The sequence below is a fragment of the Streptomyces thioluteus genome, from assembly GCF_039535865.1.
The window spans coordinates 1-23268 of record NZ_BAAAXZ010000084.1 but is presented as its reverse complement, the minus strand read 5'-3'; the positions used below and the strand labels follow the sequence as shown (position 1 = coordinate 23268).

The 23268-nt window shown below is 72.2% G+C and carries 11 protein-coding genes and 10 pseudogenes; 4 read left to right on the top strand and 17 right to left on the bottom strand.

Features of this window, described 5'->3' with window-relative positions; genetic code table 11:
• The 3 genes and pseudogenes from ABD794_RS11020 to manB form a co-directional block, all read right to left on the bottom strand.
• Positions 1–966: pseudogene (locus ABD794_RS11020) on the bottom strand (hypothetical protein); the annotation flags it as partial.
• A 3-nt stretch (positions 967–969) separates the two neighbouring features.
• The gene (locus ABD794_RS11015) at positions 970–1773 is read right to left on the bottom strand and encodes a polyprenol monophosphomannose synthase (RefSeq protein WP_344962738.1); all 804 of its coding nucleotides are present in this window, start codon (positions 1771–1773) and stop codon (positions 970–972) included.
• A 33-nt stretch (positions 1774–1806) separates the two neighbouring features.
• Positions 1807–2887 (bottom strand): annotated as a pseudogene (gene manB, locus ABD794_RS11010) (mannose-1-phosphate guanylyltransferase).
• 118 nt (positions 2888–3005) lie between these two features.
• Between manB and ABD794_RS11005 the strand changes: the two are divergent.
• On the top strand, positions 3006–3560 hold the full coding sequence (locus ABD794_RS11005; protein ID WP_425585993.1) for a GtrA family protein: 555 nt from the start codon (positions 3006–3008) through the stop codon (positions 3558–3560).
• A 134-nt stretch (positions 3561–3694) separates the two neighbouring features.
• On the opposite strand, the pseudogene ABD794_RS11000 reads toward ABD794_RS11005, so the two are convergent.
• The 3 pseudogenes from ABD794_RS11000 to ABD794_RS10990 form a co-directional block, all read right to left on the bottom strand.
• Positions 3695–8693 (bottom strand): annotated as a pseudogene (locus ABD794_RS11000) (NAD-glutamate dehydrogenase).
• A gap of 377 nt (positions 8694–9070) precedes the next feature.
• Positions 9071–9734: pseudogene (locus tag ABD794_RS10995) on the bottom strand (HAD family hydrolase).
• Between the two features lie 51 nt (positions 9735–9785).
• Positions 9786–10291, bottom strand: a pseudogene (locus ABD794_RS10990) (DUF6912 family protein).
• Between the two features lie 114 nt (positions 10292–10405).
• On the opposite strand from ABD794_RS10990, the gene ABD794_RS10985 reads away from it, so the two are divergent.
• Positions 10406–10972 (top strand): Rv3235 family protein, encoded by a 567-nt coding sequence (locus ABD794_RS10985; RefSeq protein ID WP_344962736.1) that lies wholly within the window; start codon positions 10406–10408, stop codon positions 10970–10972.
• 59 nt (positions 10973–11031) lie between these two features.
• Here ABD794_RS10985 and secA read toward each other — a convergent pair whose 3' ends face one another.
• Positions 11032–13848, bottom strand: coding sequence for a preprotein translocase subunit SecA (gene secA, locus ABD794_RS10980; RefSeq protein ID WP_344962734.1), 2817 nt, complete (start codon positions 13846–13848; stop codon positions 11032–11034).
• A 277-nt stretch (positions 13849–14125) separates the two neighbouring features.
• Here secA and ABD794_RS10975 point away from each other — a divergent pair, with 277 nt between their 5' ends.
• Positions 14126–14716, top strand: a complete 591-nt coding sequence (locus tag ABD794_RS10975) for a GNAT family N-acetyltransferase (RefSeq protein ID WP_344962732.1) — start codon at positions 14126–14128, stop codon at positions 14714–14716.
• A gap of 36 nt (positions 14717–14752) precedes the next feature.
• The gene (locus ABD794_RS10970; RefSeq protein ID WP_344962730.1) at positions 14753–15958 is read left to right on the top strand and encodes a winged helix-turn-helix domain-containing protein; all 1206 of its coding nucleotides are present in this window, start codon (positions 14753–14755) and stop codon (positions 15956–15958) included.
• A gap of 82 nt (positions 15959–16040) precedes the next feature.
• Here the strand turns inward: ABD794_RS10970 and ABD794_RS10965 are convergent, their stop codons facing one another.
• The 10 genes and pseudogenes from ABD794_RS10965 to ABD794_RS10925 form a co-directional block, all read right to left on the bottom strand.
• Complete coding sequence (locus ABD794_RS10965; RefSeq protein WP_425585994.1) at positions 16041–16829, bottom strand: response regulator; 789 nt, start codon at positions 16827–16829, stop codon at positions 16041–16043.
• A 221-nt stretch (positions 16830–17050) separates the two neighbouring features.
• Positions 17051–17739 (bottom strand): annotated as a pseudogene (gene hpf, locus ABD794_RS10960) (ribosome hibernation-promoting factor, HPF/YfiA family).
• A gap of 268 nt (positions 17740–18007) precedes the next feature.
• Positions 18008–18688: a ComF family protein gene (locus ABD794_RS10955; protein ID WP_344962728.1), complete on the bottom strand. Its 681-nt coding sequence runs from the start codon at positions 18686–18688 to the stop codon at positions 18008–18010.
• 256 nt (positions 18689–18944) lie between these two features.
• Positions 18945–19079, bottom strand: a complete 135-nt coding sequence (locus ABD794_RS10950; protein WP_344962726.1) for a hypothetical protein — start codon at positions 19077–19079, stop codon at positions 18945–18947.
• Positions 19080–19139: 60 nt separating this feature from the next.
• Positions 19140–19427 (bottom strand): hypothetical protein, encoded by a 288-nt coding sequence (locus tag ABD794_RS10945; protein WP_344962724.1) that lies wholly within the window; start codon positions 19425–19427, stop codon positions 19140–19142.
• A 105-nt stretch (positions 19428–19532) separates the two neighbouring features.
• Positions 19533–20159, bottom strand: a complete 627-nt coding sequence (locus ABD794_RS19325; RefSeq protein WP_486389119.1) for a GerMN domain-containing protein — start codon at positions 20157–20159, stop codon at positions 19533–19535.
• Positions 20119–20687: pseudogene (locus ABD794_RS19320) on the bottom strand (LpqB family beta-propeller domain-containing protein). The gene ABD794_RS19325 and the pseudogene ABD794_RS19320 overlap by 41 nt, the downstream one beginning before the upstream one ends.
• A 92-nt stretch (positions 20688–20779) precedes the next feature.
• Positions 20780–21889, bottom strand: a pseudogene (mtrB, locus tag ABD794_RS10935) (MtrAB system histidine kinase MtrB); the annotation flags it as partial.
• A 727-nt stretch (positions 21890–22616) separates the two neighbouring features.
• A pseudogene (locus ABD794_RS10930) lies at positions 22617–22898 on the bottom strand (two-component sensor histidine kinase); the annotation flags it as partial.
• Positions 22899–22994: 96 nt separating this feature from the next.
• Positions 22995–23268: pseudogene (locus ABD794_RS10925) on the bottom strand (winged helix-turn-helix domain-containing protein); the annotation flags it as partial.

The window sequence follows — 23268 nt, the reverse complement described above, 5'->3', positions numbered from 1 at the left end:
AGCGCGAACTGGGCGGGCAGGAGGACGGCGGGCAGGACCCGGCCCCACGCCCAGTGCCCGCTCCAGCCGCCCGCCGCGAAGACCGTGAGGCCGGCGGCGAAGAGCAGGGCGAGCGGGTCGCGCCGGTCGCGGCGCCACCGTGCGACGAGCGCGGCGACGCCCGGCGCGAGCAGCCAGAACTTCCCCAACAGATGGGCGTAGAGCGGCCGGTGGATCGCGTCGAGGCCGTCCGCGCCGGAGAGCGCGAAGAAGGGGTAGTAGGGCCAGGCCCACAGCGCCCCGAGCGCGAGGCCGCCCGCCGCGGCCACCCTGCCCCACACGCGGCGCCCCACCGCGCGCCAGCACGGCCGCCGCCCCCAACGCCGCGACCGCCCCCGTGAATTGGTGCACCAGCAGCACCACGGCGAACAGCAGCCCCAGCGCGAGGAAGGCGGCGAGGCCCCGGTCCTCCGCGACCGCGCGGCGCAGCAGCGCCCACAGGTGCAGGGCGAGGCCGAGCGCGAGGGAGCTCGGGTAGGCGAGGGTCAGGGCGAGCGAGGTCAGCCCGGGCACCCCGCTCCAGGCGAACAGCCGCGTCCCGTGCAGCAGCAGCACGCACAGCAGGGCGAGCGGAACGGCGGCCGGGCGGCCGGTCAGGGTGCGGACGAAGGCGGCGACGCCGGTGACGAACAGGACGAGCCCGGCGAACGCGGCAAGGTGCAGCACCTGGAGACCGCCGAGGCCCGTTGCCCGCGCGGCCAGCGCGAGCAGGACGGTCCACGGCGAGTAGTAGGGGCTGGGGGCGTCGGCGGCCACCAGCGGATGGCCCGGGTGCGGCAGGTCGGCGCGCAGCCGTTCCACGACCGCCGCGTGCATCCCCAGGTCCCCGGCCCAGGGCAGCCGTACGGTCATCGCCAGCAGCAGGGCGGCCGGGAGCAGGGCGGCGCCCCACAGCGCCGGGTGCGCGCGGACGGCGCGAGGAATCATGCGTCAGCTGGTCCGGCCGCCGCCCGCGCGCAGGGTTCTGGCCCGCAGCCGCCAGGGCACGGCGACCGACTCCAGCTGCACGGCCAGGTTCATCTTCGACTCCCCCACGGTGCGGTCCTCGAAGTGGATGGGCACCTCCACGACCGTGAATCCGGCCCGCAGCGCCCGGTACTTGGTCTCGACCTGGAAGCTGTAGCCCGCGCTGTCCACGGTGTCGAGGTCCAGGGCGCGCAGGGCCGCCGCGCTCCAGAGGTTGAAGCCGCCGGTGATGTCGCGCAGCCGGGTGCCGAGGATGGTGCCGGCGTAGGTGTTGGCCCAGCGCGAGAGCAGCCTGCGGTGGGTGCCCCAGGCGGCGGAGAGCGTCCCGCCCGGCACGTAGCGGCTGCCGACGACGACGTCCGCGCCGGTGGACAGGGCGACGCCGAGCAACTCGGCGATCTTGTCGGCCGGATGGCTGCCGTCGGCGTCCATCTGCAGCACGTACGCCGCGCCGTCCTCGACGGCCCGCGCCATGCCGGCCGCGTAGGCCCGGCCCAGGCCCTCCTTGGCGGTGCGGTGCAGGACGGCCACCCGGGACCGGCCCGGCTCGTGGTACTTCTCGGCCAGTTGCTCGGCGACGGCGCCGGTGCCGTCGGGGCTGCCGTCGTCGACGACGAGCAGCCGCAGTCCCTCCAGCGGCAGGGCCATCAGCGCCTCGGCCATCATCGGGAGGTTCTCCGCCTCGTTGTACGTGGGCATCACCACGGTCGTCGCGGTGCGGCCCCACTCGGCGGGCAGGGGGGTCAGGACGGTGTGCGGAACGCTCATGGGGGCTGTCCTCGTCGCGTAGGGGTTCTCGGTTCAGGCCGCGGAGAAGCGGATGGCCGCGTCGGGGATGGTGGTGCCGCACCAGACGCGGGCACCGTCGCGCAGCTCGTTGTCCGCGCCGATGTCGGCCCGGTCGCCGACGACGGCGCCGTCGAGCACGGTACGGGGGCCGACCCGCGCCCCGGCGCCGACCATGGACGCGCGCACCCGGGCGCCCTCCTCGATGCGGGCGCCGTCCAGCACGACGGTCCCCTCGACCTCGGCACCGGCCGCGACACGGGCCCCCGCGCCGACGACCGTGCCCCCTCCCAGCCGCGCCCCGGGCTCGACGTGGGCCCCGGGCAGCACCAGGTGCTCGCCGGGCTCACCGGGCACGGCCGGGGAGCGGACGATGCCGCGCACCAGGTCGGCGGAGGCCTGGACGAAGGAGGCCGGCCGGCCCAGGTCCAGCCAGTACGAGGCGTCCACCACGCCGTGCAGCAGCGCGCCCGCGGCCAGCAGGCCGGGGAAGGTCTCGCGCTCCACCGAGACCGGCCGGCCGACGGGGACGGTGTCGATGACCTCGCGGCGGAAGACGTAGCAGCCGGCGTTGATCTGGTCCGTGACGATCTCCTCCGGGCGCCGGGGCTTCTCGGTGAAGGCCAGGACGCGGCCGTCGGGATCGGTGGGCACCAGCCCGAACGCCCGGGGGTCGGCGACCCGGGTGAGGTGCAGCGTCACGTCCGCCCGGGCCCGCTCGTGCCGGTGGAGCAGGCCGCGGATGTCCAGGCCGGTGAGGATGTCGCCGTTGAGGACCAGCACGCTGTCGCCGGGCCGGGCGTCCAGCGCGTCGGCCGCGCCGCGGATCGCCCCGCCGGTGCCGAGCGGCTCGCGCTCGGTGACGTAGGTCAGCCGCAGCCCGTGGGCCGAGCCGTCGCCGAAGTACGGCTCGAAGACCTCCGCGAGGTAGGAGGTCGCGAGGACGACGTGCTCGACGCCGGCGGCCCGGGCACGGGCCAGCTGGTGGGCGAGGAAGGGCACACCCGGCGGCGGGGACCATGGGCTTGGGCGTGTGGAGGGTGAGGGGCCGGAGCCGTGTGCCCTTGCCGCCGACGAGCAGTACCGCCTCTGTCATGCCACCGTCCTCGCGCTTTGTCGTCGCATGGTCGCACCGCGTTAGTTTTCGCGGGAAATTACACTACAATCGGCTGTCTGCGTGCAATGTCCGCTATGCGTGGCGAACGTATCGGGAGATGCCCTTGCGACAGGTGAAGGCAAGAGGGAGACGTCCGAACGGCCCGACGAGGCTGCTGGCGCTCGGCCGGGAATTCGCGAAGTTCGGCACGGTCGGCGGCATCGGGATCTTCGTCAACTTCGGCGTCTTCAACCTCTGCCGGGGCATCACCCGCCTCCCCGTCGTCCGGTGCAGCGTGATCGCCACCGTCGTCGCCATCGCCTTCAACTATCTGGGCCTGCGGTACTTCACCTACCGCGACCGCGACCGCGGCCGCCCCAGCCGCGAGGTCGCCCTCTTCGCCATCTTCAGCGCCGCCGGCCTGGTCATCGAGAACGGGGTGCTCTACGTCGCCACCTACGCTTTCGGCTGGGACACCCCGTTCCAGAACAACGCGTTCAAGTTCCTGGGCATCGGAACGGCCACCCTGTTCCGCTTCTGGGCCTACCGGGCCTGGGTGTTCAGGATCGGCCCCGGCCGCGGACCACGGCACGCCCTGCGTCACGACGCGACCGCCGGCAGCCCGGACGAACCCGCCGCGTACCGACCCGAGACCACCGCACCTCCACCGTAGGAACCACCGGACCCAGGGCAGCAGGCCCGGGCGGCCGGGCCGCCAACACCAGCGGAACCGGCAGGAACCAGAACGTGAAAAAGGGGGCGGCCCCGGGGTGAACACCCCGGGGCCGCCCCCTCTCCTCACCGCCGTCAGGTGTGCGTGCGCAGCAGCGTCCGCATCGTCCGCATGGCCACCGACAGGTTCGCCAGGTCGAACGAGTCCGAACCGCGGATCTCGTCGAGCGTGGTGCGGGCCCGGGCCAGGATCGGCGCGTTCTTCTCCTCCCACGCCGTGAAGCGCTGCTCCGGCGTCGAGGAGCCGTTGCCCACCGAGAGGATGTCGGCGGTCAGCGCGGCGTGGCAGGCGTACAGGTCCTCGCGGATGGAGGCGCGGGCCATCGACTGCCAGCGGTCGGAGCGCGGCAGCTCGATGATCCGGTCCATCAGCTGGCTGATGTGCAGCCGGTCGCCGAGGTCGTAGTAGACCTCCGCGACGAACAGCGGCTCCTTGCCCGTGCGCTCCGCGATGGCGACGATGTCCAGCGCCGGGAAGACCGAGGAGAAGCCGGCCACCCGGACCGCCAGCTCGTCCGGGACCCCGGCGGTGGCGAGCTCGTCGTGGATGGACTTCCACCACTCGATGTCGTCGCCGCGCAGCAGCTCGGGCAGCTCGGCCCAGACCGTGGCCACGCCGTCGCGGAAGAAGGCGATGGTCTCCGCGAGCTCGAGCGGCTGCGGCCGGTTGTTGAGCAGCCAGCGGGTGCCGCGCTCGACCAGGCGCCGCGAGTGCAGCCGCACCTGCGTCTGGACGTCGGCGGCGGCCGTGTTGTCCAGCGCCTCGACCGCGTCCCACACGGCGTTCAGGCCGAAGATCTCGCGGGCGGCGGTGTGCGCCCGGACGATCTCCTCCAACGAGGCCCCGGTCTCCTCCCGCAGGCGGTGCAGGAAGGTCGAACCACCGGAGTTGACCGTGTCGTTGACGAGGACGGTCGTCACGATCTCGCGGCGCAGCGCGTGGTGGTCGATCTGCTCGCCGAACGACTGCCGCAGCGCGGTCGGGAAGTAGGCGTAGAGCAGGCGCTGCAGGTACGGGTCGTCCGGCAGCCCGGTGGTGAGCAGCTCCTCGGCCGCGGTGATCTTGATGTAGGCGAGGAGGACCGCCAGCTCGGGCTGGGACAGCCCGCGCCCGGCGGAGAGCCGCTCGCGGATCTGCCGGTCGGTGGGCAGGAACTCCAGCCCGCGGTCCAGGTGGCCCTCGCGGCTGAGGCGGCGCATGATCCGCTGGTGGGCGTGGAGCAGGCTGGGGGCCTGGGCCACGGCGTTGGCCAGGGCGACGTTCTGCGCGTAGTTGTTGCGCAGGACCAGCTCGCCGACCTCGTCGGTCATCTGCGCCAGCAGCTTGTTGCGCTGCTTGACGGTCATGTCGCCGTCGGTCACCAGGGCGTTGAGCAGGATCTTGATGTTCACCTCGTGGTCGGAGGTGTCCACGCCGGCGCTGTTGTCGATGGCGTCGGTGTTGATCCTGCCGCCCGCCAGGGCGAACTCGATGCGGCCGAGCTGGGTCAGGCCCAGGTTGCCGCCCTCGCCGACGACCTTGACCCGCAGGTCCCGGCCGTCCACACGGATGGCGTCGTTGGCCTTGTCGCCGACGTCCCCGTGGGACTCGGCGGAGGACTTGACGTAGGTGCCGATGCCGCCGTTCCACAGCAGGTCGACCGGGGCCCGCAGGATGGCCTTCATCAGCTCGGCCGGGGTCATCTTGGTGACGCCCGCCTCGATGCCGAGGGCCTCGCGGACGTGCGCGTTGACCGGGATCGACTTGGCCGTGCGCGGGTGGATCCCGCCGCCCTTGGACAGCAGCGCCTTGTCGTAGTCGGCCCACGACGAGCGGGGCAGCTCGAACAGGCGCCGGCGCTCGGCGTAGGAGGTGGCCGCGTCCGGGGTCGGGTCGATGAAGATGTGGCGGTGGTCGAAGGCGGCCACCAGGCGGATGTGCTCGGAGAGCAGCATGCCGTTGCCGAAGACGTCGCCGGACATGTCGCCGACGCCGACGACGGTGAAGTCCTCGGTCTGGGTGTTGTGGCCCAGCTCGCGGAAGTGGCGCTTGACCGACTCCCAGGCGCCGCGGGCGGTGATGCCCATGCCCCTTGTGGTCGTAGCCGGCCGAGCCGCCGGAGGCGAACGCGTCGCCCAGCCAGAAGCCGTAGGACTCGGCGACCTCGTTGGCGATGTCGGAGAAGGTCGCGGTGCCCTTGTCGGCGGCGACGACGAGGTACGTGTCGTCCTCGTCGTGGCGCACGACGTCCTTGGGCGGGACGACCTCGCCGCCGACCATGTTGTCGGTGATGTCGAGCAGACCGGAGATGAAGGTCTTGTACGAGGCGATGCCCTCGGCCAGCCAGGCGTCACGGTCCACCGACGGGTCCGGCAGCCGCTTGCCGACGAAGCCGCCCTTGGCGCCGACGGGCACGATGACGGTGTTCTTCACCATCTGCGCCTTGACCAGGCCCAGGATCTCGGTGCGGAAGTCCTCGCGCCGGTCGGACCAGCGCAGACCGCCGCGGGCGACCTTGCCGAAGCGCAGGTGCACACCCTCGACGCGCGGGGAGTAGACCCAGATCTCGAAAGCCGGGCGGGGCGCCGGCAGGTCCGGGATGGCCTGCGGGTCCAGCTTGATGGAGAGGTAGTCGTGCGGCCTGCCCTCCCCGTCCTTCTGGAAGTGATTGGTGCGCAGGGTCGCCTTGATGACCGTGAGGAAGGCCCGCAGGATGCGGTCCTCGTCCAGGCTCGCCACCTGGTCGAGCGCGCCCTCCAGCTCCTCCAGCAGCCCGTCGATCAGCTCGTTGCCCGCGCGCTGGAGCGCCGGGGACATCCGGGCCTCGAAGAGGTTGACCAGGAGGCGGGTGGTGTGGACGTTGTTGCTGAGGGTGTCCTCCATGTACGACTGGCTGAAGGTCACCCCCGCCTGCCGCAGGTACTTGGCGTAGGCCCGCAGCACCATGGCCTGGCGCCAGTCGAGGCCGGCGCGCAGCACCAGCTTGTTGAAGTTGTCGTTCTCCGCGGCGCCGGTCCAGACGGCGGCGAACGCCTCCTGGAAGCGGCCGCGCGCGTCGTCGCCCTCGACGTGCTCGGGCATCCGCAGACCGAAGTCGTAGACCCAGGCGGTCGTCCGGTCCGAGCAGCGCAGCTCGTACGGGCGCTCGTCGATGACCTCGACGCCCAGGCGGTTGAGCACCGGCAGGACGGCGGAGAGCGAGACGGGGGCGCCCGTGCGGTAGATCTTGAAGCGGCGCTCGCCGGGGGCCCGCGCCGACCGGCTCGTAGAGGCTGAACTCGAAGTCGCGGTCGCCTGCCGCCCGTGGTCAGCTTCTCCAGGTGGCCCAGGTCGTTGACGGCGGCGCGGGGGCTGTGGTCGGCCTTGTAGCCCTCGGGGAAGGCGTGGGAGTAGCGGCGCAGCAGCTCGGCGGCGCGCTCCTCGCCGACCTCGGCGGTGAGCGTCTCGGCGAAGCCGTCGGCCCAGGAGCGGGCGGCCTCCACCAGCCGGGCCTCGATGCGCTCCTCGTCGGCCTCGGTGAGCTCGGGCAGGGTGGAGCCGGGCTCGACGCGGACGACGAAGTGCAGCCGGGAGAGGACCGATTCGGTGTTCCAGGCCGTGAAGTCGACGCCGGCGCCGTTCAGCTCCTCCTTGAGGATGTCGATCAGCCGCAGGCGGACGCCGGTGGTGTAGCGGTCGCGCGGCAGGTAGACCAGGGCCGAGTAGTAGCGGCCGTACTCGTCGCGGCGCAGGTACAGCCGCAGCCGGCGGCGCTCCTGCAGGTAGAGCACGCTGGTCGCGATGGACCGCAGCTGGTCGGCCGGGGTCTGGAAGAGCTCGTCGCGCGGGTAGGTCTCCAGGATCTGGAGCAGGTCGCGCCCGTCGTGGCTGTCGGGCGAGAAGCCGGCGTCGGCCAGGACCTGGGCGACCTTGCGGCGGATCACCGGGACGCGGCGCACCGACTCGGTGTACGCGGCCGAGGAGAACAGGCCCAGGAAGCGGCGCTCACCGGTCACGTTGCCGTCGGCGTCGAACTTCTTGACGCCCACGTAGTCCAGGTAGGACGGGCGGTGCACGGTGGCACGGCTGTTGGCCTTGGTGAGGACGAGCTGCTTGTGCTCGCGGGCCTTGGCGCGGGCGTCGGCCGGGAGCCGGCTGAAGGACGCGGACGCCGGGCGGGCCAGCGGGGCGTGGTTGCCCTCGTGGTGGCCGTGGCTGGTGTGGGCCGGGTCCGAGCGCAGGATGCCCAGGCCGGTGCCGGGGGACGGCGGTGAGCGCGTCCTCCTCGCCGGCGTCGGCGGAGGGGACCTTGGTCAGCTCGTACTCGCGGTAGCCCAGGAAGGTGAAGTGGTCCGCGGCGAGCCAGCGCAGCAGCTCGCGGGCCTCGTCCACCTCGGTGACCGGGAGGTCGGCGGGGGCCGGCTCGTCCGGCAGGCCGTCGGCCAGGCGGAGCGCGGCGTCGCGCATCTTCTCCCAGTCCTCGACGGCCTCGCGGACGTCGGACAGGACGCGCAGCAGGTCGGCGGTGATCTGCTTGAGGTCGCCGCGGTCGGTCTCACGGTCGGTCTCGACGTGGATCCAGGACTCGACGAGGGCGTCGTGCGGCAGGACCGCGTCCTTGCCGGCGCCGTGCGCGTCGCAGTTGGAGCCGAGGACCTCCAGCAGACGGCCGGTCACATCGCGGCGGACGATCATCTGCGGGTGGATGACGACGTGGATGCCGCGGTTCTGCCGGGACAGCTCGTTGGTGACGGAGTCCACGAGGAAGGGCATGTCGTCGGTGACGACCTCGACGACGGAGTGGCTGCAGGTCCAGCCGTTCTCCTCGACCGTGGGGGTGTGCACCCGCACATTGGCGGTGCCCTGCGGCCGGTTCTCGGCGAGGCGGTAGTGCGACAGCGCGGCGCCGAAGACGTCGATGGGGTCGCGGCCCGTCAGATCCTCGGGGGCGGTGTGCAGGTAGTAGCGCTGGAGGTAGGCGGCCAGGGCGTCCCCGGCGAGCCCGCTCTCACCCTCCGCACCGGTCGGTGGTGCCCCCCCGGCCGGGCTGTTCTCGGCGACGCGGGCCGCCCGCACGAGCAACTCGGCCTTGGCTTCGTCCAGCTTGGTCTGCATGTCCTCTGGCTCCTGTCGCGCGCCGTTGCGTGACATCGGTGGTGAAGGCATCACGCCGGGACGCGGAATCTCCGGTCGTCTTCGACGTTATGCCGGGATGAGGGGTGACCGGGCCGTTCTGCGGCAACTGTGGCAGACCTGTGAAACGAGCTGCCGGTGCCCGACGGGCCCGGATCCGAATGACAGCGCAGGCCCGGGCGTCGTGACGCACCGGGCGCGGCACAGCGGCGTCGTCGCCCCTGGCGGATATCGCGCTGATCACCCGGTAAGGCTATCGCTCTTCCGGGGGAGCTCGTCATGAGGCGATTGTGGCAAAACCCGGCGCACGACTTTGACGGTCCGGACAGTGCCCGGCGCCGCCCGCCCCGTCCGGGCCCTCACACCACGAGCTGATCCGCCGCCTCGACCGCCTCCGCCAGCGTGTCGGCCACCGGCACGCCCGCCGAGGCCAGACTGGCCCGGCTGTGCGACCCGCCGCTGTAGAGCACCGCCTTCGCCCCGGCGTGGGCGGCGGCCGAAGCGTCGTCCAGCGCGTCCCCCACGACCACGATCCGCTCCGGGGATATGCCCTCCAGCGCCGCGAGATGCCGGACCATCTGACGGGCCTTGCCCTGGTCGCTCCGGCCGGTGCGGCCATCCACCCGGACGAAGTGCCGGTCTATGCCATAGGTCCTGACCAGGGGTATCAGCTGCTCGTGCGGCGCCAGCGAGCACAGCGACTGGGTGCGCCCGGCGGCCAGCCGCTCCTCCAGCAGCTGCCGCGCCCCCTCGGCCAGCGCGGCGTCCACCGCGTGGGCCGCGTAGTGCCGGTGGAAGGCCTCGTCCATGGCCAGCCACTCCTCCTCCGAGGGGAGGCGGCCCATGAGGCGTTCGTAGAACCGGGGGAACCGGCACGCAGTACAGGTCGCGATAGCGCTCCAGGGTGATCGGCGGCAGGCCGACCTCCTCGAACGAACCGTTCGTGGCCGCGAGGACGGCATCGACGTCGTGGAGCAGCGTGCCGTTCCAGTCCCAGACAATGTGGGCGCCGTGCTGAGTCATGTCACGACGGTACCGGGGGCCACTGACAGCGCCCCGTCCCGGACCCCGGGCTCAGATCAGGTTGGGGATCTCCTGCACCCCGAACCACATCAGCTCGTGGTCCTCGGCCCCGTCCACCGTGAACCGGGCGTCGTCGTCGCCCTGGTCCGCCGCGCCCCAGCGCCGCCGCGGCGGCCGCGACGTCCGCCTCGGCGTCGTCCGCGTCCACGTGCACGGCGGCCGCCTTGGCCAGCCGCACCGGCCGCGCCAGCCGCACCTCGCCGACCGCGTCCCGGTCCAGCCCCCGGTCCGGATCCACGGCCACCTCGGCGTCCGGTACGTCGACCGCCACGACCACCCGGCGGCGTGCCGCGCCCGGGTCGGCGGCGAGCCGGCGCAGCGAGCCCAGCGCGGCCCGGCCGAGCGCGGCGTACTCCAGCTCCTCCATGTCGTCGGAGGTGTACCACTCGCGCAGCGCGGGGGGTGACGGCGTAGGCGTCGACGGGGGCGGGGCCGAGCTCGCCCGCCTGGTGCGCCTCGGCGAGACCGGGGAGGGTCAGGGGGACGTAGACGCGCATGACCGCCGCTTTCCGGAGTACCTACGGTTGTGCCGCCAGCATACGGGGCCGAGTCCCCCTTCGAAGTGCCGGGAGTGCCCGGCCCGCTCGCCGCCCGCTCCCCGGCGCACCGCCGTGACCAGCACCGATCGGGCGGAGACCGCCCTGATAGGTGAATTGCCCGGGGCCGCGCGGGGCCCTTGTCCGGCCGGTCGGCGCGCCGGTAGAAGATCCCCGACCGAAGGGGGCGACGACATTGAACAGGACCACCGGGCCGGGCCGGAACGCGAGCCACCGGGGCGCACCATCACGGCGGACCGACTCCCGCCGTCCGGGCGACGGCCCGGCGGCCGCGCGCGGCAGGCACGGGCACGCATCCCGCGCTACTGGTTCGCCGAACAGCTGCTGCTCACCCTCAGCGGGCAGCGCCCGGTCCACCGCATGATCGGGCACACCCTGCCCGCTGCCTACGACCTGCTCGCCGAGCTGGCGCCCCGCGCGCCCCTGCGCCCGGCGGCCCCGGGCGGCAGAACCCCGCTCGTCCACCGCTGCGACGAGTTCCAGCCGCGGCCCGGCGTGATCGAGGCGTACGCGCGGATCGTCTCCGGTGACCGGCTGGAGGCGCTGGCCTTCCGGCTTGAGCAGGGCACGGACCGGCGCTGGCGGTGCTCCGCGGTGGAGCTGGGCTGCGCCCGGGCCTGAGAACGCCGCCGGGGCGGGACACCCCTCGGTGTCCCGCCCCGGCGGTCATGTCCCGCGCCTCACTTCTTGCGGCGGCGGCCGCCGTTCTTCTGGGCCTTGCGGCGCTCGGCCCGCGTCAGGCCGTCGGCCGACGAGCGGGTGACGGAGTCGTCCTCGAAGTCGCCCTCGATCACACCGCCCTCGCCGTCCACCGTCGGGGCGGAGAAGTGCAGCCGGTCCGGCCGCTGCGGGGCGTCCAGGCCCTTGGCGCGGATCTCCGGACGGGCCGCGGCGGGCACGGCATCCTCGATCTTCTCCAGGGACGGGCCCTCGGCGCCGGGCTGCACCGGCACCTCCTCCAGCTGCTGGTCGACCTGGACCTCCAGGTTGAACAGGTAGCCGACGGACTCCTCCTTGATGCCCTCCATCATCGCGGTGAACATGTCGAAGCCCTCGCGCTGGTACTCGACCAGCGGGTCCTTCTGGGCCATGGCGCGCAGGCCGATGCCCTCCTGGAGGTAGTCCATCTCGTAGAGGTGCTCACGCCACTTGCGGTCCAGGACCGACAGCACCACGCGGCGCTCCAGCTCGCGCATGATGTCGGAGCCCAGCTGCTCCTCGCGCGCCGCGTACTGCTCGTGGATGTCGTCCTTGGCGGACTCGGCGATGAACTCGGCGGTCAGGCCCGCACGGTCGCCCGCGGCCTCCTCCAGCTCCTCGATGGTGACCCGCACCGGGTAGAGCTGCTTGAAGGCGCCCCACAGCCGCTCCAGGTCCCACTCCTCCGCGAAGCCCTCGACGGTCTCCGCCTGGATGTAGGCGTCGATGGTGTCGTCCATGAAGTGCTGGACCTGCTCGTGCAGGTCCTCGCCCTCCAGGACGCGCCGGCGCTCGCCGTAGATGACCTCGCGCTGGCGGTTGAGGACCTCGTCGTACTTCAGGACGTTCTTGCGGGTCTCGAAGTTCTGCTGCTCGACCTGCGACTGGGCGGAGGCGATGGCCCGGGTGACCATCTTGTTCTCGATCGGCACGTCGTCGGGGACGTTGGCCATGGCCATCACGCGCTCGACCATCTGCGCCTTGAACAGCCGCATCAGGTCGTCGCCCAGCGAGAGGTAGAAGCGGGACTCGCCCGGGTCGCCCTGACGGCCGGAGCGGCCGCGCAGCTGGTTGTCGATGCGGCGCGACTCGTGCCGCTCGGTGCCCAGCACGTAGAGCCCGCCGAGCGACTTGACCTCCTCGAACTCGGCCTTGACCGCGGCCTCGGCCTTCTCGAGGGCGGCGGGCAGCGCGGCAGCCCACTCGTCGATGTGCTCCTCCGGGTCGAGGCCGCGCTGGCGCAGCTCCGCCTCGGCGAGGTCGTCGGGGTTGCCGCCGAGCTTGATGTCCGTACCGCGGCCGGCCATGTTGGTGGCCACGGTGACGGCGCCTTTGCGGCCCGCCTGGGCGACGATCTGCGCCTCGCGCTCGTGGTGCTTGGCGTTGAGGACCTCGTGCGGGATGCCGCGCTTGGCCAGCTGCTGCGAGAGGTACTCGGACTTCTCGACGGAGGTGGTGCCGACGAGGATCGGCTGGCCCTTCTCGTGCTTCTCGGCGATGTCCTCGACGACGGCGTCGAACTTCGCGACCTCGGTGCGGTAGATCAGGTCCGACTGGTCCATGCGCTGCATCGGACGGTTGGTCGGGATCGGCACCACGCCGAGCTTGTAGATCTGGTGGAATTCGGCGGCCTCGGTCATGGCCGTACCGGTCATTCCGGAGAGCTTGTTGTAGAGGCGGAAGAAGTTCTGCAGGGTGATCGTGGCGAGGGTCTGGTTCTCGTCCTTGATGTCCACCCCTTCCTTCGCCTCGATCGCCTGGTGCATGCCCTCGTTGTAGCGGCGGCCGGCGAGGATACGGCCGGTGTGCTCGTCGACGATCATGACTTCGCCGTCCATGACGACGTAGTCCTTGTCGAGCTTGAACAGTTCCTTCGCCTTGATGGCGTTGTTCAGGTAACCGACGAGCGGGGTGTTGACCGATTCGTAGAGGTTGTCGATGCCCAGCCAGTCCTCGACCTTGCTCACGCCGGACTCGTGGATGCCGACCGTGCGCTTCTTCTCGTCGACCTCGTAGTCGCCGGTCTCCTCGATGCCCTTCTGCGGGTTGGCCGGCTCGCCGCGCTTGAGCCGCGTGACCAGCTTGGCGAAGTCCCCGTACCACTTGGTGGCCTGGTCCGCCGGACCCGAGATGATCAGCGGCGTACGGGCCTCGTCGACGAGGATCGAGTCGACCTCGTCGACGACCGCGAAGTTGTGGCCGCGCTGCACCAGCTCGTCCTGCGACCACGCCATGTTGTCGCGCAGGTAGTCGAAGCCGAATTCGTTGTTGGTGCCGTAGGTGATGTCGCAGCCGTACTGCTCGCGGCGCTGGGCCGGAGTCATGTTGGCCAGAATGCAGCCGACCGACAGGCCGAGGAACTTGTGGACCCGGCCCATCATTTCCGAGTCGCGTTCGGCGAGGTAGTCGTTGACCGTGATGAGGTGAACGCCCTCGCCGGAGAGCGCGTTCAGATAAGCGGGGAGAGTGCCCACGAGGGTCTTTCCCTCACCGGTCTTCATCTCCGCCACGTATCCGAGGTGCAGCGCGGCACCGCCCATGAGCTGGACGTCGTAGTGGCGCTGGCCGAGCACGCGCTTGGCGGCCTCGCGGACGGTCGCGAACGCCTCCGGGAGCAGGTCGTCGAGGCTCTCGCCGTCGGCGTAGCGCTGCTTGTACTCCTCGGTCAGGGCGCGCAGCTCGGCGTCGGAGAGGTGGATGAAGTCCTCTTCGATGGAATTGACCTGGTCCGCGATGCGGTGCAGCTTGCGCAGGATCTTGCCTTCTCCTGCACGCATGATCTTGCCGAAGACGGACACGTAGGCTGACTCCTTGCCGGTCGGGCCTGGCACTGGCTGTCCCCCGCCACCGGCGGGGAGAGGGTGCGCGGGCACGACGGGGCAGTCCCCGCCGCAACGGCCATCGTAAGCGAGGACCCCACCGCGCCGGGAGGTCCGTCATCCCCGAGGCCGGCTGTCACCCGCACGATGAACGAACGGGGCGGCCGCGGAGTGCCCGCCGGAGGTAACCGGGGTGCGCGGTGTTGCCGCGGCCGTCCTCCCGCCCGCCGCACGGCCTGTGACAGGCTCTGCGCGCATGGAAGCCATATCCCTCACCACCGGGCGTCTGGTGCTGCGCCCCTTCCTGCCGTCCGACGCCCCGGCCGTGCACGCCGCGTGCCAGGATCCGGAGATCCCGCGCTACACGGTGGTGCCCTCGCCGTACACGCCCGAGCACGCCCGTGCCTATGCGGAGGAGAGCTGTCCGGCAGGCTGGCGGGACGATTCCGCGTACACCTTCGGTGTGTTCACCCGGGACGAGGGCCTGCTGGTCGGTGCGATGGCGTTGATACGGCTCGCCCTCGACGAGCCCGCGCGGCAGGCGGAGATCGGCTACTGGACGGCCAAGGAGCAGCGCGGGCGCGGCTATACCGCCGAGGCGGCCCGCGAGGTCGTCCGGTGGGCCTTCACGGACCTGGGCGCGGAGCGGCTGGAGTGGATCGCCGAGGCGGGCAACAGGGGCTCGCGCGCGGTCGCCCTGAAGTGCGGCTTCCGGATGCAGGGCACCGTGCGCGGCCTGATCGTGCACAACGGGACGCGCCGCGACGCCTGGACGGCGACGCTGCTCCCCTCGGACCTGGATCTGCCCTCGCCGACGCCGTACCTGCCGTACCCGGGGGACGAGTGACGGGGCGATGTCAGTGGCCGGTCCTAGGGTGGCCGCATGACAACTACCGCCGCCGCCAAGGGCCCTGGGGCCGCCGTCCAGCTCTCCGCCGACGAGGCGCGCCGCATGGCGCTGCGCGCCCAGGGCCTGCTCGGGGCCCCCGACCGGCGGGCGGGGGTACGCGGAGTGCTGCGCCGGCTGGGGGCGGTCCAGCTGGACACGATTTCCGTGCTGGCCCGTTCGCACGAACTGGTGCCGTACGCCCGGCTGGGCGCGGTCGGCCGCACGGCGGTGGAGGAGGCGTACTGGGCCGGCGAGCCACAGCCGGCGCACGGCTTCGAGTACTGGTCGCACGCGGCGTGCGTGCTGCCCATCGAGGAGTGGCCGCTGTTCGCCTTCCGGAGGCGGGCCTTCCGGGCGCGCGGCCACCGCTGGCATGTGATGGCGGAGCCGGAGCGCTCCTGCGCGGCGGTGCGCGAGCGGCTCAGGTCCGACGGGCCGCTGACGGCGACCGAGTTGGGCGGCGCGAAGAACGGCGGCCCGTGGTGGGACTGGTCCGAGACGAAGATCGCCGTCGAGTGGCTGCTGGACACGGGCGAGGTCGTCTGCACCGAACGCCGGGGCTGGAAGCGGGTGTACGACCTCGCGGAGCGCGCGGTGCCCGACGCCCTCCTCCACGACGACCTGGACGACGCCGCGTGCATACGGCGCCTGGTCGCGCAGGCCGGGGCGGCGCTCGGCGTGGCCACCCGGGCGGACCTGGCGGACTACCACCGGCTCAAGGGCGAGCAGGTCGACGCGGTCCTGGCGGAGACGGGTCTGGTGTCGGTCGAGGTGGCGGGCTGGTCACGGCCGGCGTGGGCCGCCCCGGAGGCGCTGGCCGAGGAGTCCGTGGCGAAGGGCCGACGGCACCGGACGACGCTGCTGTCCCCCTTCGACTCGCTGGTCTGGGACCGGCCGCGCACGGAGCGGATCTTCGGCTTCACGCACCGCCTGGAGGCGTACGTGCCCAAGGCCAAGCGCGTTCACGGGTACTTCGCGATGCCTCTGCTGGCCGGCGGCCGGCTGGTGGGCCGGGTGGACCCGGCCCGCGAGGGCCGGACGCTGGTGGCCCGGCAGGTCTCGCTCGACGGCGCCGCCGCGGTGCCCCCGATGGCCCGGGCGCTGCGCGAGGCGGCGGAGTGGGTGGGCTGCGACGCGGTGCGCGTCGAACGGTGCGACGACGCGGGCCTGGCGAAGGCGCTGACGAAGGCCGTGGCCTGACCGCCCCGAGCGTCAGCGACTGCATCACTCCGGGGGATAACCCCCGGACCCTCAGCCGCCGACCACGCCCACAGCACCCCGGTCAACGGATCTCCAAGATCTTCTCCCGCATCGCATACACCACCGCCTCCATCCTGGAGTGCAGCTGCAACTTCTCCAGGATGTTGCGCACATGGTTCTTCACCGTGTTCTCGCTGATGAACAACTCCTTGGCGATGTCACGGTTGTTCATGCCCGTGGCCACGAGCTTGAGCACCTCGAGCTCCCGGTCCGTGAGCCGGGGGGCCGGCACCAGACGCCGCTCGTCGGTGCGCTGGATCATCGACTTGAACTCGGTCAGGAGCTTGGACGCCATCGAGGGGCTGATCTGCGACTGCCCGTCGGCGACCGCCCGGATCGCGGTCGCCACCTCGTCCGTGGAGATCTCCTTGAGGAGGTAACCGGTGGCCCCGGCCTTGATCGCGTCGTAGAGGTCGGCCTCCTCGTCGCTGATCGTCAGCATGATGATCTTGGCGCTGGGGGCCACTTCCTTGATGGAGGTACAGGCCTCGATGCCGCCGCGCCGGGGCATGCGCACGTCCATCAGCACGATGTCCGGCAGCAGGTCGGCGGCCTTGTCGACGGCCTCCGCCCCGTCCCCGGCCTCCCCGACGACGAGGATGTCCTCCTCGTGGGCCAGCACGATCTCCAGCCCGCGGCGGAAGAGCGCGTGGTCGTCCACGACCAGCACCCGGATCGGTTCGTCCCGGGAACCCTCCGCGGCCCGCTCCTCGCGGGCACCCGCGGCGCCGTCCTCACCGGGCCCGGAGACGGGGTCCGAACCTGTCCGCCATCGTTCCTCCCCCTGAAGGCCGTGGCCTCGCGGTTGCACTGTTGACGGCGCCCCCAACCGGTCCGCGCGGACCGGCCGTTGCCGCCCGCCCATGATTTCATGCCGGGCGGCGGCCCGGTGCTCCCGCGGCCCGCACGACGGTGCCCCGGAGACCCTCGGGCTCCGGGACACCGTCACGGGCGACTTCTCCGCGGCCGCGCGCCACCGTGGCGTGTCGCGGTCGACCGCTGTGCCGTCAACCGCCGCGCCGCGGGCCCGGCTCAGCCGCCGAGCGCCCCTCCGGCGCCGCCGGGCATCTCCTCGGCGAACGCGTCGGTGTTGAGGTGGATGACGCCGTAGTCGTAGGCGTGCCGCCGGTAGACGACACTCGGCGTCTTGTTCTCCGCGTCCACGAACAGGTAGAAGTCGTGACCCACCAACTCCATTTCGTAGAGCGCCTGATCGAGCGACATCGGAGCGGCGGTGTGGGTCTTCTCGCGGACCACGACGGGGCCCTCGCCCCGGATCTCCAGCGAGCCCATGCGGGTCCACCGGCACCTCTCCGGCCGTCTCCTCCGCGACGAGCCGGCCGCTCGCGTCGAGCTCCGCGGCGCCGACGGCGGCCGGGACCTCGCTCGCGGGGGATGCGTCCGTTGCCCCGGCGGCTGAGCCGCTTGTCGTGCTGCTTGCGCATCCGCGCCTCGAGCTTGGCCGTGGCCAGGTCCAGCGCGGCGTAGGGATCTGTCGCGGCGGCTTCCGCCCGGATCACCGGTCCGCGTCCGCGCACGGTGATCTCCACTCGGTCCGAGCGGTCGGCCTGCCTGGGGTTGGGCTCCTTGGACACCTCCACGTCGAGGCTGATCACCTTGCCGTCGAGCTTCTGGATCTTGTCCAGCTTCAGCTTCTCGGCCACGTGCTTGCGAAAGCGCTCGGGGACCTCTGTCTTGCGGCCCTTGACGACGATGTCCACGCAGAACTCCGTTCCCGGATCACTCCGCCGACGATGCGGAGCGCATCCCTCTTGCATCAGACCCGGGGATACCCGGAGCCACCGACACGGCGGTTTCACCTCCTCCTCCCCCTGCCGCAAGATCTACATCCCACCCGTATCCAGCTTCTTCGACGGCGCACAAAACGCGCCAATCCGGAGATACGAGGCATAGCTCCTGCGATTCCTCACAACCGAACATATCTCGCTCGGAAGCCCGTCGGTACCCCCAACCTCGGCGTACCTCCATTCAGGTGTTCTCGGGCCGTTTCCCTGAAGAACGACGGGCGTTACCGGCGCGTTCCACTTGACACCGACTTCCCGCTGCCCAGCCCTCCCACACCCCCCGGCCGCGCCCTCGCGACGACTCCCGGGGCGGCACCGCGACGACCGCCGCGCCCACGACCCGGCCGCCCGCCTCCCCGACCGCGCGGGCCGCCTCGACCAGGGACGCGCCCGTCGTCATCAGGTCGTCCACGAGCACGACCGGAGCATCCCCGTACCGCCACCGGGCGCCCCGCCGGCCACCGCCATGGCCCCCGTGACATTGGCGCACCGTCCCGAGGCGTCCAGCCCCACCTGGTCCACGACGGCCCGGTTTCTGCCGCAGCACGGCTCCCACGCACGCCCCCTCCCCGGCACGCCGCAGCACCCCGGCCGCCACCACGGCCAGCCGCCGCACCGGATCGTGGCCCCTCCGGACCACCGCCGACCGCGCGGAAGGCACCGGCACGAGCACCAGGGGCCCACTCCCGTCCCTGCCGCCCCGGGCCCGGCCAACCTCACCGGCCCGCTCCACCGCGCCCGCCAGCGCGCCGCCCAGCGCCTCCGCCAGTGCCAGGGCACCCCGCTCCTTGTGCGCGAGCAGCGCCGCCCGCACCGCGTCCGCGTACCACGCGGCGGCGTACACCGGAGGCAGCCCCTCGGGCACCGGGTCCGGCCAGGCCCTCCGGGGTCCGCCCCGCCACTTCCTCGCGGCACTCCTCGCACAGCACGCACCGGTCGGCCCCGCACCCCGCGCACTCGGCGCGGCCACAGCACCAGGCCGGCGATCTCCCGCCACCACCCACGCAGTGCGCCCACTCTGCCGCCGCGGCACGGCCACCGCCACCCCTGTGGATAACTCCAGGGTGACCCGTGGCCACGAGCCGTGACGGCCGACCGGGCTGCCACCCGGGATCCGGGCACTACCCGGGATAGACCGGCGCGGAGCCCGCCTTGACCACGGGCTTCCAGTTGGTGTCCGGCAACAGCCGCACGAGACCGCCGTCCCGCTCGACGAGCAGAGCCTGCGACTTGCCCGCGCCCTCCGGCGCCGCCACGCCGCCCGACGCCCGTGATGCCCGGCAGCGCCGAGGTGTTGGACAGCGAACCGTCCGTGTCTATGAACTCCACCTGCTGGAGCCCGCCCTGCTCGCTCCCCGCCACCAGAAGGCGGCTCCCGCCGGCCCACGAAACGGCGTCGACGTCCACCAGCTTCGGCGCGACCGACCGCAGCTCCCGCACCGCCAGCCCCGGCCGTCTCCCCCACTGCCCTGCCGCTCCACCCGGGCCCAGCCGCAGGACCCGAACCGGTCGCCGTTGGCCACCAGCAGCGCGATCCGCCACCCCGTCGGCGGCGCGACCCGCACCCCGGTGATCCGCTGCCCCTTGAGCCCGTCGACCGGCACCTCCTCGGGAACCCCACGTACCGCCGCGCAGCCGCAGCAGCCGCGGACGGTCCGGATCCTGATCCGCGACCCACAGGTCGCCCAGGCCGTCCCAGCTCGGCGTGGTCAGGCGCCTTCGAACCGCCGCGGGCGGTCAGCCGGGCCTCGCCCGGCGACGCCCCCGTCTCCAGGTCCGCGACGTGCAGCGCCTGCCCGTTCAGGGACACGCCCGCCGCACGGCGCTCCTTGCGGGTCCACCGCCACCGACCGCAGCTGCGGCCCGCCGTCCGCGCCGAAACGGTCCGGGCATGCGCTGCGGCTCGTCCTCCCCGTCGGCCAGCCCGGCCAGCCGGTGCTGCTCGTCGAGGAAGTACTGCCGGAGGGGCCGCCCGGCGGTCTGGTCCGGCCCCGTAACTGCGGGCTTCGCCCGCGGTTGAGCGAGCACAGCGTCTCGCCCTTGCTCTGCAGCGTCACCCGGTCGACCCGCGCCGACTCCTGCGCCGTGTAGAAGAGCTGCGCCGCCATCCGCAGGCACTGGTCCTGCCCGGCCGCCTCCGCCTGCTCGCTGAGGCGGACCTTGAGGCTGTTGGAGTCGTCCAGCGACAGCCGCTCGTCCTCCAGCCGCGTGCCCGCCGGGAAGGCCGACGCGGCCACCGGGTCCAGCCAGGTCGTGGGGCCGTCGAGCAGCGCCTTCACGCGGAGGTCACGGTGTCTATCCGCTTGCGCAGGTAGACGGGGTCGGCGACGAGGCACGTCCCCCCGCCTTCCCGCCCGTCCGCGGGCCCAGTTCGGCGAAGTAGTACTTGTTGACCGACCGGTAGATGCGCTGGAAGTCGGAGAGCCCCACCACCAGCCCGGCCGGCAGCGCGTCGATGCGCCACTCGCCGTCCTCGCGCGTGAGGTGGATCCGCTGCCGGTAGGCGCGGGCGTCGGCCGGTACGCGTGCTTGGCGTCCACCTGCGCCACCTGCTTGCCGGTGAGGACGACCGTCAGCTCCGCCCCCCGCTCCCCGCCGCCGGCCTCGACCTGCACCTGCGGGATCGGCTCCGACAGCACCGTCGTGGAGACGGTCGGCTGCCACTGCCGCTTGGCGTTCTTCGCCAGGTACATCCGCGCGGTGGCGTAGTCCGGGTCGTCGCTCGTCGTCGCCTCCAGGAAGCCCTTGACGAGCTCCACGGGCTGCTCGTTCTTGCGCGGCGGCACGCCGTAGACGCGCACCTGCGCGTCGGCGTCCGCGCGCTGCGAGGAGTCGACGGAGTCCACCTCGCCGCTGTCCGGCATCGAGGCGCAGCCCGCCAGCAGACCGCCGCAGACCGCGCCGGCCGCCAGCGCGGTGACCGGCCGACGGCGCCGGACGCCGTTGTTCATACCCCTCACGCCCGCCTCCGGTCCTGGGGTCCCGTACGTCCGTCCACCGGCGCGCCGCCCGGCCGGGCCACCACGCGCGCGCCGTTGCCCGGCAGCGCCCGCCGGGTCCACGGCGCGGCGGCGCCTGCCGCGTCTGCGGGGGTACGGACGCGTTGCGACGCGTCGTCGGACAGCGGCACCCGGCCTCGTTCAGCCCCAGGTTGCGCCGCGAGTCCGCGGGCTCCAGCGGGATCGGCGAACCGCGCAGCGCGTCGCCCGCCGCGCACGGCAGCGTCAGCCGGAACTGCGAACCACCGCCCGGCTCGCCCCCACGCCTGGAGCCAGCCGCCGTGCAGCCGCGCGTCCTCCACGGCGATGGACAGGCCCAGACCCGTACCGCCCGTCGTCCGGGCGCGCGCCGGATCGGCCCGCCAGAAGCGGTTGAACACCCGCGTCGCCTCGCCCGGCTTGAGCCCCACGCCGTAGTCGCGGACGGCCACCGCGACCGCGCCGCCGGCCATCGCCAGCCGCACGACCACGTCCCGCCCGTCCCCGTGCTCCACGGCGTTGACGACAAGGTTGCGCAGCACCCGCTCCACGCGCCGGGAATCCGCCTCCGCGACCACCGCTCCTCCGCACCCTCCACGAGCAGCCGGCTGCCCTTGCGCGTCCGCCAACGGCAGCGCGCCCTCGATCACCCGTTTCACCACGTCCCGCAGGTCGACCGGCTCCGCCTCCAGGGCGGCCGCGCCGCGTCGAACCGGCTGATCTCCAGCAGGTCGCAGCAGCGACTCGAAGCGGTCCAGCTGCCCGCCACAACAGCTCCGCCGAGCGCGCCGTGACCGGGTCGAAGCCGTCCCGCGCCTCGTGATGACCTCCGCCGCCATCCGCACGGTGGTCAGCGGCGTCCGCAGCTCGTGCGAGACGTCGGAGACGAACCGCCGCTGCATCCGTGACAGCTCCTCCAACTGCTGGATCTTCACCTGGAGGTTCTGCGCCATCTTGTTGAACGCCTCGCCGAGCCGGGCGATGTCGTCCTCGCCGCTGACCTTCATCCGTTCCTGGAGCACACACGCACGCACGAGCGTAGCCGTGCTCGGAGATGCTCGCGCCATGCGCACGGGCGTGACGATCTTCGTGCACGCGAACCCGCCAGGCGAGAATGGCACACGAGTCCGCACGAGTGAATGGTAACACGCCGTGACTGCGCAGCGTGTCCCTTGACGCAGGGCTCGGACTAGCGGCGGTGTGGTCTCCTCCTGCGTGGTGTCAAGCGGAGTGTGTAGAGGTAGTGAACGGAGTCTGGTACGACAACAGACACAGGTGTTGACGTCGCTAGAGCGCCGCTGCCGACGACCAACGCGGGCTGCCCTCAGTGTCCGTCGTAGGAGCGTGGGCGCATGTGACCGCTCTGAGGTCGGTCTCCTCATCAGGGCACCACGGACTGGGTCTCCAGCTTGCGCCGCTAAAGAACAAAAAATAACACAAAATGCTCGGGGTGTGAATGCTGCGTTCTCGAGGCTGGGATCTACGGGTCCGCGAGTCGCGCGCGCGTGGACGGGCGCCAGGCGCGTCCACCGCGTGCGCCGGCCGTACCCCCTGCGAGCTGGAGCGCGACCAAAAAGAGAAAGAAGAAGCACCACGGTAATAGGTAGACAAAGCTCACCCTGGGCACTGACCACAGGTGTGCAGAGTCGGTTGCTGCTGGACGCTAGACCCGTCGGCCGGCACCGGGGTCCGGATTAGCTCGTGTGGCCGTGCCCGTCTGGGAGGCGTCCTGCGCCGGTCCGAATACATGCGCTCGTGAGCGGTGGTCACTCGCTCGTCGCGCTGCGTCCCTCGGGCGGTAGTGCCTTGAGCCGCCCCTCGTGTGCTCTGGCTCTGCGCGGCGTTGCGCTTGCTTGCCTCCAGCAAACAATGTCCGGTGGTGCGCACCTGCCCTATGTACGACGAGCCCCAGCAGCAGCACCACTGCCTCAGCGACATCAGCAGCGTCGTGGCGACCACCCGCAGCTGCATGTTGCGCCGCCACAGCCGCATGGCGGCAGCAGCGGGCCGCCGCACCCAGCGCGCGTACAGCCGCAGCACCGGATGGACGGGCGCTGGCGGCGGCACGTCGGGCAGCAGCCGGCCGACGCGCCACAGCCGGCGGAAGAGAGATATGTGCCCCGCCCGCTGTCGCGGCAGGCCCGCTCCGCGCCCCGCCCCGGAGCGGCACCGGCGCTCGGTCACGTCAGCTCGGCCCGGCCTGTAGCCGGCGCCGCGGACCGTCACCACGATCTCGGGACGCTCGGGGTCCTTCTCCACCTTCGAGCGCAGTCGCTGCACGTGCACGTTGACCAGCCGCGTGTCGCGGCGTGCCGGTAGCCCCACACCTGCTCCAGGAGCACCTCGCGGGTGAACACCTGCAGGGCTTCCGAGGCCAGGCCAACCAGCAGGTCGAACTCCAGCGGCGTCAGGCGATCGCCTGGCCGTCCCGCTTGACGGAGTGGCCCGCCACGTCGATGACGAGGTC